Raw genomic sequence first — 13,604 nt, forward strand, 5'->3', positions numbered from 1 at the left:
CCGATTCGTCGGGGCTTTTTGTATTTGACTTCAGCATTTTTGTTTAAAGAAATTTACTAAACTCAATTGCAAAATAAATTAAAACTATTCATTAAGCTGTAATATCCAAAATCCTTTTTGACAGCCGTCCTTAAATTGCATTCAATTGCCCCATAATTCTTATTTGGGGAATCCCATGGAAAATCATTCGCAAAAAATTACCGTTGGCTGGCGAGAGTGGTTATGCTTGCCGGAGTTGGGTATCGACCGTATCAAGGCAAAGGTGGATACCGGTGCCAGAACGTCGGCGATACATGCTTTTTCGGTGGAACCGATTGAGAGAAACGGTGAACTGTGGGTCCGGTTTGGTGTGCATCCTAATCAAAACGATACCGAGACGGAAATCTGGTGTGAGGCGCCGGTTAAGGATGAACGTAACGTAACGGACTCAGGTGGGCATACCGAAAAACGTTATGTTATTCAGACTCCCTTAAGCGTTGGCGGTCTTACTTGGCCAATCGAAATTACCCTTACAAACCGAGACACCATGCTGTTTCGAATGTTACTAGGACGCACTGCCATGACGACTGGTAATATATTGGTGAATCCGGCATTGTCGTATCAGGCAAGCCCCCCCTCAAACAACACGATCCAAGCGCCCAAAGATGAAGCGCTTGATGGAGAATCTGCATGAAAATAGCCATTTTGTCCCGTAATGCGAAGCTGTATTCGACTCGACGATTGGTCGAGGCTGCGCAAGCGCGAGGACATGAGGTGGATGTGTTGGACGTGTTGCGTTGTTATATGAATATCACTTCAATGAAACCTGAAGTGCATTACAAAGGTGAAAATCTCAGCGGTTATGATGCTGTTATTCCGCGGATTGGTGCTTCGGTGACCTTTTATGGAACGGCCGTACTTCGCCAGTTTGAGATGATGGATGTCTATCCGCTGAATGAGTCAGTAGCCATCAGTCGTTCGCGCGACAAACTTCGCGCTTTGCAATTATTGTCACGTCGCGGCATTGGTTTGCCAGTCACTGGTTTTGCGCATCGTCCGGATGATGTCGATGACTTAATCAAAATGGTCGGTGGTGCACCGCTGGTCATCAAGTTATTGGAAGGAACGCAGGGGATCGGTGTGGTGCTTGCTGAAACAGCGGGAGCGGCGGAAAGTGTAATTGAAGCTTTTATGGGCATGAAAGCCAATATTCTGGTCCAAGAATTTATCAAAGAAGCCGGTGGTGCCGATATTCGGTGTTTTGTGGTCGGCGAGAAAGTGGTTGCCGCAATGAAACGTCAAGGTAAAGAGGGTGAGTTCCGCTCGAATCTGCATCGTGGTGGTACTGCTAACTTGATACGAATTACACCGGCTGAACGTGCCACAGCCGTCCGTGCTGCAAAGACGATGGGCCTGAATGTCTGCGGTGTGGATTTATTGCGTTCTAATCATGGGCCGGTGGTCATGGAAGTGAACTCTTCCCCTGGCCTTGAAGGCATTGAAGCGGCTACTGGTAAAGACATTGCCAGTTTGATTATTGATTTCATTGAAAAAAATTCTGTTTCTGGAACCACTAAAACCAAAGGCCGAGGTTGATGGCAGAAGAACTGATTATTGCCGGGCAAACTATCGCCCCAGGACAGAACAAAGTGGTCGATGTGCCACTGCCTGATTTGTATATGCACACCTCTTTAAGTATGCCGGTGCAAGTGATGCGCGGTAGACGTGACGGGCCGGTTTTATTTGTTTCCGGTGCTGTACACGGTGATGAAATTGTTGGCGTTGAAATTATTCGCCGCTTAGTAAGAAGTAAACGGCTAAAAGGTCTAAAAGGCACATTAATTACCATTCCGGTAGTCAATGTTTACGGCTTTATCAATCAAACACGTTATTTACCGGATCGCCGTGATTTAAATCGTTGCTTTCCGGGCTCTGAAGAAGGCTCTCTGGCCGCGCGTTTAGCGAATTTATTTATGAGCGAAGTAGTGCATAAATGCACCCATGGGGTGGATTTACATACTGCGGCTATTCATCGCGACAATCTCCCACAAATTCGTGCAGCATTGGATAACCCGGTTGTTGAGGAGATGGCAAGGTCATTTAATGCTCCGGTTATTTTGAATTCAGGTTTGATTGAAGGTTCGTTGCGTCATGCCTGCCAGCAGGTTAACGTACCAGTCATTGTTTACGAGGCAGGTGAAGCTTTACGCTTTAATGAACTGGCGATTCGTGCAGGTGTCAGAGGTGTGTTGGCAGTAATGCGTAAGTTGGGTATGTTAGCCGAATCCCGTACCAAACATGTAAAACCCGTCGATCCCTTTGTTGCACGTTCCAGTAGTTGGGTGAGAGCGCCGCAAAGCGGTATTTTTAGAATGTTGGTACCCATGGGGGCGCAGGTAACAAAAGGCGACATCCTGGGCATGGTAGCGGCGCCTTATGGCGATGAGAAATCTGAAACCAAAGTTGTCGCAATCTGCAGCGGTGTCATCATCGGCAGAACCAATATTCCACTAGTAAATGAAGGTGAAGCCTTGTTCCACATTGCGCGTTTCAACCGTCCTGATGAAGTCGCCGATAGCGTTGAAGCCTTCAATACCAATCTGGATCCTTCTACCGATACCAGTGCCCCAGAAGAACGACCGATTATCTAATTAGATCTTTCCGGTCAGATAGACTTGATACTGTCATAATATTTTTGCAATTTATCCTTAAAATAGTGACAATCCCGCGATTTAACTGAAGCCAAAGGGGGTCATACTGATGACACAAGCCCAAGCCAACCTTGATATCAACACACCTGAAAATGCGCCAGAAGAATGGAGTGCGCAACAGAGCAGTAAGCTCTATGGTGTGCGTGATTGGGGTGCGGATTATTTTGATATTTCCGCCGAGGGCAATGCGGTTGTCAGTTTGCAATTTGGTGAAAAGACCGTTCATGTACCATTAATCGATATTGTTAATGGCATGAAAGAACGTGGTCTAGATATGCCCGCAGTATTACGCATCGAAAACCTTTTGGATCTGCGTATAACACAGTTAAACGAGGCATTTGCCCGGGCTATCGAAACCGCTGGTTACAAAAATCATTATCGCGGCGTGTTCCCGATCAAAGTAAATCAGCAATGTCACGTTATCGAAGAAATTGCCGATTACGGACGTCGTTACCATCATGGTCTGGAAGCGGGCAGTAAAGCTGAACTGATTATTGCGATCTCTCAGCTGCGTGATCATGACAGCCTGATTATCTGCAATGGTTACAAAGACGAAGAATTTATAGATTTAGGTCTGTATGCCCGCCAAATGGGAATTCCATGCTTTTTTGTATTGGAAACCGCCACTGAATTATTCACTATTTTAGAACGCAGCAAGGCCTTAGGAATTGATCCATTAATTGGTGTACGTATTCGTCTGGCCTCGACGGTTGAAGGTCACTGGAATGGTGACAGCGGTGACCGTTCGATCTTTGGTTTGTCGACTAATGCGTTGCTGGAAGTGGTTGAACAGCTTAAAAAAGCCGATATGTTGCATTGTTTGCAGTTATTACACAGTCATCTGGGTTCACAAATCCCCAATATCCGTAATATTCGTAGCGGCGTGATGGAAGCCTGTCGTTTCTATACTGGCCTTATCGAAGAAGGCGCACCGATGGGCTATATGGACCTCGGTGGTGGTTTGGCAGTTGACTACGAGGGTGCCCACTCAAATAGCACGCACAGTATGAACTATGGGCTGGATGAGTATTGCTACAACATTATTGAAGCTTTGCAAGAATGTCTGGATCCTCTAGATATCGCCCATCCAGTACTTATTACTGAATCAGGGCGTGCATTAATTGCTTATTCTTCGATGCTGCTTTTCAATGTGCTTGAAGTGCGTGACCATAAACCCGGTGCGATACCTGATCAAGCACCGGAAGACAGCCACGATATGTTGTTCAATCTTTATGCGGTGCTGGGCAATGTTACGGTGCAGAATCTGCAAGAATGTTACAACGACGCCATTTATTACCGGGATGAATTACGCGAGTTATTCCACCATGGTCAGGCGACATTACGTGAACGTGCTTTAGCTGAAAACGTATCACTCGCTATTCTGGAAAAAATCTCCGAATTATTGCCTCAGGCTCGCCGGGTCTCGGCTGAATTAGAAAGCCTGCCGGAATTACTGTCAGATATTTATTACGGCAATTTCAGTTTGTTTCAATCGTTACCAGATATCTGGGCGATTGATCAGATCTTCCCGATCATGCCGATTCATCGTTTAAATGAAAAACCGACTCGCTCTGCCGTAATCGCTGATATGACCTGTGATTGTGACGGCAAAATTGATTCGTTTTCTTATGAAGATGGCATCTGTAAAACCTTGCCGCTGCATCCGCTTAAAGAGGGTGAGGAATATTATCTAAGCGTATTTCTGGTGGGGGCCTATCAGGAAACATTAGGCGATTTGCATAATCTGTTTGGTGATACCAACGTGGTCAGCGTGCACATTAGCGAAGATGGCAGCTTTAACTTTGTGCGTGAGTTTCATGGCGACAGCATTGCCGACGTACTCAGCTATGTGGAATACGACCCGAAAGTGATGCAGGAACAATTCCGCAAACTGGCTGAGCAAGCCGTTCGGGATGGCAAAATTTCCGTACCCATGCGTCAACAAATGTTACGTGCCTTCAGCGACAGCATGAATGGCTATACCTTCTTTGAAAGATAATCTCAGGTTTAAGGACTCAGCTCTATGTCAAAAGTGATCATTATTGGCGCCGGTGGTGTTGGCGGCGTCGTTACCCATAAATGTGCACAGTTACCGGAAGTGTTTTCAGAAATTATTCTGGCCAGCCGAAATGAAGATAAATGTAAGGCGATTGCTGCCCAGCTGGATCGACCAATTCGCACTGCCCAGGTTGATGCGGATAATGTGCCTGAGTTGACCGCATTACTGGAAAAAGAAAAACCGGATCTGGTTATCAACGTGGCATTGCCATATCAGGACTTGCACATCATGGATGCCTGCTTGGCTGCTGGTGTGGATTATCTGGATACAGCCAACTACGAACCTTTAGATACCGCCAAGTTTGAATACAGCTGGCAGTGGGCTTATCGTGAAAAATTCGAAAATGCCGGTTTGATGGCTTTGCTTGGCAGCGGTTTTGATCCAGGTGCCACCAACGTATTTACCGCCTATCTTGCCAAACATTATTTCGATGAAATCCATGAGCTGGATATTATTGACGTCAATGGTGGCGATCACGGTTATCCGTTTGCCACCAACTTCAATCCAGAAATCAATATCCGTGAAGTTACGGCAGAATGCCGTCATTGGGAAAATGGTGAGTTCGTCACTACGCCAGCCATGTCGAAAAAAGCCAGCTTTACCTGCCCAGAAGAAGTCGGGAATTACAACATTTACCGTATGTACCACGAAGAGTTGGAATCACTGGTAGTAAATTTCCCTACTTTGAAGCGTGCCCAGTTCTGGATGAGTTTTGGTGAAAGCTATCTGAAACACCTGGAAGTACTGGGTAATGTCGGCATGACTGGTATTGACCCAATTGACTATAACGGTCAACAGATTGTGCCTATTCAGTTTCTGAAAGCATTGTTACCTGATCCTTCAACGCTTGGACCACGCACTAAAGGTAAAACCTGTATCGGTTGTGTAGTGAAAGGCGTTAAAGATGGTAAACAGAAAATTGTTTATCTCTACCAAATCAAAGACCATCAGGATTGCTACGCTGAAGTTCAATCTCAGGCGATTTCCTATACCACCGGTGTACCGGCGATGATTGGTGCCAAGATGATGTTGGAAGGCAAGTGGAAAAAACCGGGCGTCTGGAACATTGAGCAGTTTGATCCGGATCCGTTTATGGAAGATATGAATAAATACGGACTGCCTTGGGAAGTGATTGAACTGGATGATTTCAATCTCGACGGTTGACCTTTATAAAGTAAGAAAAAGCTAACCACAGAGACACTGAGGGCACAGAGTTTTTTATCCGCAGATTACGCAGATGGACGCAGTTTTTTAATTTTAATATGAATGTAGGTTGGGTTGAGCTTGCAAAACCCAACATCATCTATTCTTCTGGGTCTTGTTGGGTTTCATAAATTCAACCCAACCTACATTGTTTAAAAAACGTAGTTCGTGTGAGCGTAGCGTAACCCGTCAAAAATAATCTGCGTAATCTGCGGATGATTTATTTTTTTCTCTGTGCTCCGTGTCTCTGTGGTTAATAAGCGTTAACAATATAAATTAACTATCATTTTCAGGTATTTGAAAATAATGCAATTTACTGATTTTACCAAGCTTGATTTATCTCGATTGCCGTCGCCGTGTTTTGTGGTCGACGAGGTTGCGGTTGAGCGTAATTTACGCATTTTGAATCATCTGCAAACCGCCAGTGGTGCAAAAGTTTTGGCTGCTCTTAAAGCATTTTCAATGTGGTCTTTAGCACCGTTGACGGCCAAATATCTGAACGGCACCTGTGCCAGTGGGCTGCATGAAGCGCGGCTTGGTTTTGAAGAATACGGTGGCGAAGTGCATGTATTTGCTGCAGCTTTCAGCCAGCAGGATATCGATGAACTGCTGACTTTTGCTCACCACATTGTGTTTAATTCCTGCGGCCAATGGCTGCGGTTTCGTGAGCAATGTCTTGCAGCGCAAAAGCAACGTCCGGATCTGCATTTTGGTTTACGTATCAACCCTGAACATTCAGAGGGTGCGGTGCCAATTTATGATCCGTGTGCGCCCGGTTCACGTTTAGGCATTCCGTTATCGCAATTAGATGAAACTGCTTTGGAGGGGATCTCTGGTCTGCATTTTCATACCCTATGCGAGCAAGGTTTTGAACCATTGCAACGGACTGTTGCAGCCATGGAGGCCAAGTTTGGCCATCTTTTGCCACAAATGCAGTGGGTGAACTTTGGTGGTGGCCATCATATTACGGCCGATGGCTATAATATCGACGGTCTTATTGAAATGATTCAAGATTTTAAACAACAGCATCAGGTCGAAGTTTATCTGGAACCGGGCGAGGCGGTAGCAATCGGTACCGGTATTTTAAGCTGTGAAGTGCTGGATATCACTTGGAATCATCTGGATCAGGCCATTCTCGATACCTCTGCCACCTGTCATATGCCTGATACCTTGGAAATGCCATATCGTCCAGATATTACTGATTCAGGATTGCCAGATGAGAAATCACATACCTATCGATTGGGCGGTTTAACCTGTCTGGCCGGTGATGTGATTGGCGATTACAGCTTTGATAAGCCACTGGAAATTGGTCAACGGCTGGTATTTGAAGATATGAGTCATTACACCATGGTTAAAACCACGACGTTTAATGGCACCAAATTACCGTCACTGGCTATCTGGAATTCCGAAACCGATGAATTACGTGTAGTCAAAAGCTTTGGCTACAGCGATTTTAAAGAGCGACTGTCATGACTGCTGAATTGAACGAAGAATTTCCGATTTTCCTGGGATCCGAGATTGACCAGGCTGATCCAAAGCAGGCGATGTTTCATGTATTACCTGTGCCCTATGAAAAATCAGTTTCCTATGGTGGTGGTACAGCAAATGGACCATCAACGATCTTGAATGCTTCGTGGCAGCTGGAAAAATGGGATGGTAAAAGCAATCCATGCGATTTGGGCATCTATACCTGCCCGCCAGTCGATTGCAGCGTCAGTTCACAACAGGTGATTGATAACATTGCCAATGCTACCGCTGAAATCATCCGTAACGGTGGTATTCCTGTGGTGTTAGGTGGTGAACATACCGTGACTTACGGCGTCATCAAAGGTTTAAAAGATGCCGGAATTGATGACTTCGGTATTGTGCAGATCGATGCCCACGCCGATCTGCGTCATGCGTATGAAGGCGATATTTTGAGCCATGCCTCGGTAATGAAACGCGCAGTGGATATGGGTATTCCGTTATACCAACTGGGGATTCGTGCGTTTTGTGAAGAAGAAATGCAGGTGCGTGAAGAGTTTGGTGTGTATTACCAGGATGCCGATGAACTGGTCCCGAATAACATTAACAGCATTACCTTGCCCGATGATTTTCCGCAAAAAGTGTTTTTTACAGTCGATATTGATGGCATGGATCCCAGTGTGTTTCCATCAACCGGCACACCAGTACCCGGTGGCTTGAGTTGGTATCAAACTTTGAACTTGTTTGAATCTGTCGCCAAACAACGTGAAATTATTGGTTTTGATGTAATGGAATTTGCACCAATTGAAGGTTTCCATGCTTATGACTTCGCAGCATCAATGCTGACCTATAAGTTGATGGGGATCACTGCTCGTAGTCGCCAATGATTTTTGCGGTTAAAAAAATTAACCACAGAGACACAGAGCGCACAGAGACAAAAGAAAAATAGATCCGCAGATTACGCCGATTTTCACAGATTAATATTTCAGGTAAAAAATCTATTGGTGTGATTACAGGTTGAACAAACTTTGAAGATGTCGTGTGATAAATGATGTAGGTAGGGTTAGCGTAGCGTAACCCGACAAAAATAATCTGTGAAAATCGGCGTAATCTGGGGATAACTTTAAAACCTCCGTGCCCTCTGTGTCTCTGTGGTTAATTAGTAGTTTCTGCTTTTCTTTGAAGCGTTTACACGTTAAAATTCGCGGTTTTTTTACTCTCTGGGGTCTGCGACATGAGCCAAGCTACAATTACATTGCTGCAAAACTACTACGATGCGTTCAACCGTCAGGATATGGATGCGTTTTTGAATATGCTGACTGATGATGTTATTCATGACGTAAACCAAGGTGGTCGTGAGGTTGGTAAAGAAAAATTCTCTGCATTTATGGATCGCATGAATGCACATTACAAAGAACAAATCGTTGATATTTCCATCACCAGCAATGAAGCAGGCGATCGCGCTGCCGTGGAGTTCACTGTATTAGGTGAATACCTGAGCACCGATGAAGGTTTGCCAGAAGCTAACGGCCAAAAATACAACCTGCCAGCCGGGGCGTTTTTTGTGATTCGTGATGGCAAAGTGGCTCGCATCACTAACTACTACAACCTGGAAGACTGGGTTAAACAAGTCGTCGGTTAAACTGCAGCACAATCAGCCAGTCTGGAATGTATTTTCCAGTCTGGCTTTTTTATATGCCTTTCCATTGCACGGATTGAAATAACTATGCTGGAGTTGAAACGTTTATCAGGCGAAGCCCTGAATCAGTTTATCCCGGAACTGGCCAAATTACGTATTCAGGTTTTCCGTGATTTTCCTTATCTCTATGATGGGGATCCAGATTACGAAGCTCGCTACCTGCAAACTTATATTGAAGCGCCTGACAGTGTGATTGTTTTAGCGTTTGATGGTGATAAGGTGGTCGGCGCATCGACTGGTATTCCACTGAAATATGAAACGGATGAAGTCAAAGCACCGTTTATCAAAGCGGGCATTGATGTCGATAGCGTGTTTTATTGTGGTGAGTCGGTTTTGTTGTCGCAATATCGAGGGCAGGGCGCTGGCGTAGCGTTCTTTGATCATCGTGAACAGCATGCCCGTGAGTTAGGTGGATATGAGTACAGCTGTTTTTGCGGTGTACAACGCCCTGACGATCATCCCCGTCGTCCAGCAGGATTCAGACCGTTGGATAATTTCTGGCGTAAGCGTGGCTACGAGAAACACCCTGAACTTCACACCACTTTCAGCTGGAAAGAACTGGATGAAGAGCATGAATCACCCAAACCAATGACTTTCTGGATGAAGAAACTCTAGAGCTTATCTGCAATGCAGCAGATAAGCTGTTACAAATAAACTGTTTGGCATTGAAATAAGGCTGAAATGCCCAATATTTAATGTCCCATTAACGATTTCCCGAGTTTGGTGTAAATGAGCAAAGTTAAAGTCGCTGCAGCACAGTACGATATCGGTTTTTTCAAAGACTGGTCACAATTCACTGATAAATTGACGCAGTGGGTAGCTGAGGCTGTCGAAGAAAAAGCCAAACTGCTGGTGTTTCCTGAATATGGCAGCATGGAACTGGCCTCGTTATTTGGCGAAGCAGTGTATAAAGATCTCGGCAAGCAATTGCATTCGATGCAGGATGTGTATGCTGACTGGCAGGATCTGCATCATCAGCTCAGTAAACAATATGATGTGATGATGTTGGCCAGCACGTTTCCTGTGCTACAGGAAGATGGCACTTTCCGTAATCGTGCCAACCTGTATGGCCCAGATGGCCTGATTGGTTTTCAGGATAAATTGATCATGACGCGCTTTGAAAATGAGCAATGGTTAATTCATCCCGGTCAGCAGATCAAAGTGCTGGATACCGATGTGGGTCGAATCGGCATCAACATTTGTTATGACAGTGAATTCCCGATGATTGCCTATCAGCAGGTAAATGCTGGCGCAGATTTGATTCTGGCACCAAGTTGTACTGACACACAGGCTGGTTTTCACCGAGTACGGATTGGTTGTCAGGCACGTGCGTTGGAAAATCAATGCTATGTCGTGCAATCGCCAACATTTGGTGAAGCACGCTGGTCGGAAGCCGTTGATGTAAATACTGGTCGTGCCAGCATTTATACCCCGGTTGATTATGGTTTTCCGGATAACGGTATATTGATTGAAGGTGTCGCAGATAAGCCGGGTTGGGTGTGTGCTGATCTGGATTTAGCGGAAATCGCCCGCGTACGTCAGGAAGGACAGGTATTTAATTACCGTGACTGGCCGCTGCAACACAAATTATCTGGACCTGACCAAACTCGCTAAGCACTTTACACACCGCTGTTATGGCGGTGTTTTTATTTGTAGCAGTCAATAGCCCTGCAACCTGTGTGGATGCAAGGGTTTCCGGCAGAGTATAAAATGCTCGGTCTATCTTGCTTTAAAAAATTACAGGAGTCATGCATGACTAGCCCCGCGCAAATTGAGGAAATCGTCAAAAATTATCAGGATCCCTCAACGCTGATCACGTTCGGCGATACTCGCGCCACGGTCAAGGTTTTGCAGGACGATAATCAGACCCAGGTTGATGTTGTGCTGGGCTATCCAGTCAAAGGTTATGCGGCTGAACTGGCCCAAAACCTCAAACAATTAATCGAAGCCGATGGCGCAACCAATGTCAGCGTTAACATCACTACTAAAATTGTTAAACATAAAGTGCAGCAGGGCGTTCCAGCACTGGAAAATGTTAAAAATATTATTGCAGTAGCTTCTGGTAAAGGTGGGGTAGGTAAATCGACTACTTCAGTCAATCTGGCATTGGCTTTGGCAGCTGAAGGCGCCACAGTAGGTATTCTGGATGCTGATATCTATGGTCCAAGCCAGCCGCGTATGCTTGGCACCACGCAACGTCCTGAATCCATTGATGGCAAATCAATCGAGCCAATTGAAAGCTATGGCATTCAAAGCATGTCGATTGGTTTTTTAATCGATGAAGAAGAGCCGATGATCTGGCGTGGCCCAATGGTCACTCAGGCTTTGCAGCAAATGCTGGGCGACACCAACTGGAAAGAACTGGATTATCTGGTTATCGATTTACCACCTGGTACTGGCGATATTCAGTTGACCTTGTCGCAAAAAGTCCCAGTGAGTGGTGCTGTTATCGTGACAACTCCACAGGATATTTCATTGCTTGATGCCCGTAAGGCATTAAAAATGTTTGAAAAAGTGAAGGTTCCGGTATTAGGTGTCATTGAAAACATGAGCACACATATCTGCAGCCAATGTGGTCATGAAGAGCATATCTTCGGTGCGGGTGGCGGGCAGTCAATGGCTGATCAATATGGCGTGAATATGCTGGGCAGTTTGCCTTTAGATATTCATATCCGTGAAGATGCCGACAATGGTCAGCCGACGGTAGTAAAAGATCCGGATGGCGATATCGCGATGGCGTATCGTGGAATAGCTCGACGGATTGCTGCTAATCTGGCGATGCAGGGTAAAAATTATGCGGCTGCCTTCCCGAATATAGTTATCAAGAACGATTAATCAGGCTATCATCAACATCTTTTGAGCTTAACTGACGGACTATGAGCATAAAATCAGATAAATGGATCCGCCGTATGGCAGAACAGCACGGCATGATCTCGCCGTTCGAGCCAGGTCAGGTTCGTGAACGTGAAGGACAGCGCATTATTTCCTATGGTACATCCAGCTATGGCTATGATGTACGCTGTTCCACTGAGTTTAAAATCTTTACCAATATCAATTCAGCGATTGTTGATCCGAAAAATTTTGATGCCAGCAGTTTTGTGGATATCACTTCTGACGTTTGCATTATTCCGCCGAATTCATTTGCTTTGGCCCGTACAATTGAATCGTTCAAAATTCCCCGCAACGTGTTGACGGTCTGTTTGGGTAAATCCACTTATGCCAGATGCGGCATTATTGTGAATGTCACGCCGTTAGAGCCTGAATGGGAAGGTCAGGTAACCTTGGAATTTTCCAATACCACGCCGTTACCTGCAAAAATTTACGCTAATGAAGGTGTGGCGCAAATGTTGTTCTTTGAATCTGATGAAGTCTGTGAGACCTCGTATGCTGACAGAGCTGGTAAATACCAGGGTCAGCAGGGCGTGACTTTACCGAAATCCTGATAGAGGCTTGACCGTGCAAAGCATCAGCAGATTCATTTTACCGGGGCTGCTGCTATTGCTTAGCGGTTGTGAAGGTCAGCCTCAACAAACTTATCAATGGCAACACAGCGATGGCAGTTATGCCGCGACCTTTTCAGCTGATGGACAGTTTCTGTTATCGGCCGATGTAGATGCAGCGGCCAGACTTTGGAATCTGCAGAATAATCAGGTCAAATACAGTTGGCAAAGCCAACAGCAAGAAACGGTTCGCAGTACCTCAGTGGCATTAGCCAAATCCAGTCCGGTTGCTGCAACTGTTGAGTTCGATACCGTCATGTTATGGAACACGCAAAGCGGTATGCCTGAAAACCGCTTAACCTTTCCATTACGAATCAAATCACTAGATATATCGCCTGATGGACGATTTCTACTATTAGCGTTAGCTGACAGTACGGCGGTGTATTTTGATATCACTGCCAATCAGGTGCGCCATGTGTTTGAACATGATGGTGCAGCGGTAGATTCCCCGGTGAAACATCCGATTAACACGGTGGCAATCTCACCAGATGGAAAAACAGCATTAACCGGTGGTGACGATCGCACGGCTCGCTTATGGGATTTGCAAAATGGCGAACAACTACAGAATTGGGTGCATGGTAATAATGTGAATCTGGTGAAGTTCGATCCCCAAAGCCGATTTGTTTTCACGGCTGCAGACAATGATCATTCCTATCTCTGGTCGTTAGCCGATGGCAGCCAACAATCACAATTACGCAGTTCAGCCTGGCCGAAATCAATGCCGATACCGGATTTTCCAGTATTTACCACAACGACGACAGCCGTTAACTTTTCTCAGGATGGCATGTTATTAGTTACCGGTCATGCAGCAGAACGCCTCTGCGTCTGGCAACTGCCTCAGGGCGATAAACTACGTTGCTGGAAAGTAACCAGACAAAATCCACTTAATCCCGGCATGGTTATCCAAGCGGTGTCTTTTGTTGCTAACGACAGTGCGGTTTTAAGCATTGCCGGTACAGGTGAAGCGCAGCAATGGCAGTGGAGGTAAA

General features: G+C 45.6%; 13 protein-coding genes. All 13 read left to right on the forward strand.

The genetic code is table 11. The annotated features are described in order from the left end of the window. Positions 1-175 precede the first annotated feature (175 nt). The 13 genes from A9E74_RS02955 to A9E74_RS03015 all read left to right on the forward strand — a co-directional run bounded on the left by A9E74_RS02955 (position 176) and on the right by A9E74_RS03015 (position 13,603). On the forward strand, positions 176-673 hold the full coding sequence (locus tag A9E74_RS02955; RefSeq protein ID WP_069295156.1) for an ATP-dependent zinc protease family protein: 498 nt from the start codon (positions 176-178) through the stop codon (positions 671-673). Next, the gene (gene rimK / locus A9E74_RS02960; protein WP_069295157.1) at positions 670-1,575 is read left to right on the forward strand and encodes a 30S ribosomal protein S6--L-glutamate ligase; all 906 of its coding nucleotides are present in this window, start codon (positions 670-672) and stop codon (positions 1,573-1,575) included. Before A9E74_RS02955 ends, rimK begins: the two co-directional genes overlap by 4 nt. Then, on the forward strand, positions 1,575-2,630 hold the full coding sequence (locus A9E74_RS02965; RefSeq protein WP_069295158.1) for a succinylglutamate desuccinylase/aspartoacylase family protein: 1,056 nt from the start codon (positions 1,575-1,577) through the stop codon (positions 2,628-2,630). The genes rimK and A9E74_RS02965 overlap by 1 nt, the downstream gene beginning before the upstream one ends. A gap of 109 nt (positions 2,631-2,739) precedes the next feature. Next, a complete protein-coding gene (gene speA, locus A9E74_RS02970; protein ID WP_069295159.1) occupies positions 2,740-4,689 on the forward strand; it encodes a biosynthetic arginine decarboxylase in 1,950 nt (649 codons plus the stop codon). A 24-nt stretch (positions 4,690-4,713) separates the two neighbouring features. Beyond that, positions 4,714-5,913, forward strand: a complete 1,200-nt coding sequence (locus tag A9E74_RS02975; protein WP_069295160.1) for a saccharopine dehydrogenase family protein — start codon at positions 4,714-4,716, stop codon at positions 5,911-5,913. Between the two features lie 345 nt (positions 5,914-6,258). Continuing rightward, positions 6,259-7,425 carry a carboxynorspermidine decarboxylase gene (gene nspC / locus A9E74_RS02980; protein ID WP_069295161.1) on the forward strand — a complete coding sequence of 389 codons (1,167 nt, stop codon included), beginning with the start codon at positions 6,259-6,261 and terminating at the stop codon, positions 7,423-7,425. After that, positions 7,422-8,303: an agmatinase gene (gene speB, locus A9E74_RS02985; protein WP_069295162.1), complete on the forward strand. Its 882-nt coding sequence runs from the start codon at positions 7,422-7,424 to the stop codon at positions 8,301-8,303. Before nspC ends, speB begins: the two co-directional genes overlap by 4 nt. Positions 8,304-8,650: 347 nt before the next feature. Continuing rightward, positions 8,651-9,058, forward strand: coding sequence for a ketosteroid isomerase-related protein (locus A9E74_RS02990; protein WP_069295163.1), 408 nt, complete (start codon positions 8,651-8,653; stop codon positions 9,056-9,058). A gap of 84 nt (positions 9,059-9,142) precedes the next feature. Next, positions 9,143-9,730: a GNAT family N-acetyltransferase gene (locus tag A9E74_RS02995; protein ID WP_069295164.1), complete on the forward strand. Its 588-nt coding sequence runs from the start codon at positions 9,143-9,145 to the stop codon at positions 9,728-9,730. A gap of 114 nt (positions 9,731-9,844) precedes the next feature. Beyond that, positions 9,845-10,729 (forward strand): carbon-nitrogen hydrolase family protein, encoded by an 885-nt coding sequence (locus A9E74_RS03000; RefSeq protein ID WP_069295165.1) that lies wholly within the window; start codon positions 9,845-9,847, stop codon positions 10,727-10,729. A gap of 138 nt (positions 10,730-10,867) precedes the next feature. After that, on the forward strand, positions 10,868-11,950 hold the full coding sequence (gene apbC, locus A9E74_RS03005) for an iron-sulfur cluster carrier protein ApbC (protein ID WP_069295166.1): 1,083 nt from the start codon (positions 10,868-10,870) through the stop codon (positions 11,948-11,950). Positions 11,951-11,991: 41 nt separating this feature from the next. Beyond that, positions 11,992-12,558, forward strand: coding sequence for a dCTP deaminase (gene dcd, locus A9E74_RS03010; RefSeq protein WP_069295167.1), 567 nt, complete (start codon positions 11,992-11,994; stop codon positions 12,556-12,558). A gap of 13 nt (positions 12,559-12,571) precedes the next feature. After that, positions 12,572-13,603, forward strand: coding sequence for a WD40 repeat domain-containing protein (locus A9E74_RS03015; protein WP_069295168.1), 1,032 nt, complete (start codon positions 12,572-12,574; stop codon positions 13,601-13,603). Position 13,604 lies beyond the last annotated feature (1 nt).

The sequence above is a fragment of the Methylophaga muralis genome, assembly GCF_001720165.1.
Taxonomy (GTDB): Bacteria; Pseudomonadota; Gammaproteobacteria; order Nitrosococcales; family Methylophagaceae; genus Methylophaga; species Methylophaga muralis.

Bases quoted from the DNA above. Each gene is read 5' to 3' on its own strand.
- A9E74_RS02955 (WP_069295156.1), top strand. From the start codon at position 176: ATGGAAAATCATTCGCAAAAAATTACCGTTGGCTGGCGAGAGTGGTTA.
- rimK (WP_069295157.1), top strand. From the start codon at position 670: ATGAAAATAGCCATTTTGTCCCGTAATGCGAAGCTGTATTCGACTCGA.
- A9E74_RS02965 (WP_069295158.1), top strand. From the start codon at position 1,575: ATGGCAGAAGAACTGATTATTGCCGGGCAAACTATCGCCCCAGGACAG.
- speA (WP_069295159.1), top strand. From the start codon at position 2,740: ATGACACAAGCCCAAGCCAACCTTGATATCAACACACCTGAAAATGCG.
- A9E74_RS02975 (WP_069295160.1), top strand. From the start codon at position 4,714: ATGTCAAAAGTGATCATTATTGGCGCCGGTGGTGTTGGCGGCGTCGTT.
- nspC (WP_069295161.1), top strand. From the start codon at position 6,259: ATGCAATTTACTGATTTTACCAAGCTTGATTTATCTCGATTGCCGTCG.
- speB (WP_069295162.1), top strand. From the start codon at position 7,422: ATGACTGCTGAATTGAACGAAGAATTTCCGATTTTCCTGGGATCCGAG.
- A9E74_RS02990 (WP_069295163.1), top strand. From the start codon at position 8,651: ATGAGCCAAGCTACAATTACATTGCTGCAAAACTACTACGATGCGTTC.
- A9E74_RS02995 (WP_069295164.1), top strand. From the start codon at position 9,143: ATGCTGGAGTTGAAACGTTTATCAGGCGAAGCCCTGAATCAGTTTATC.
- A9E74_RS03000 (WP_069295165.1), top strand. From the start codon at position 9,845: ATGAGCAAAGTTAAAGTCGCTGCAGCACAGTACGATATCGGTTTTTTC.
- apbC (WP_069295166.1), top strand. From the start codon at position 10,868: ATGACTAGCCCCGCGCAAATTGAGGAAATCGTCAAAAATTATCAGGAT.
- dcd (WP_069295167.1), top strand. From the start codon at position 11,992: ATGAGCATAAAATCAGATAAATGGATCCGCCGTATGGCAGAACAGCAC.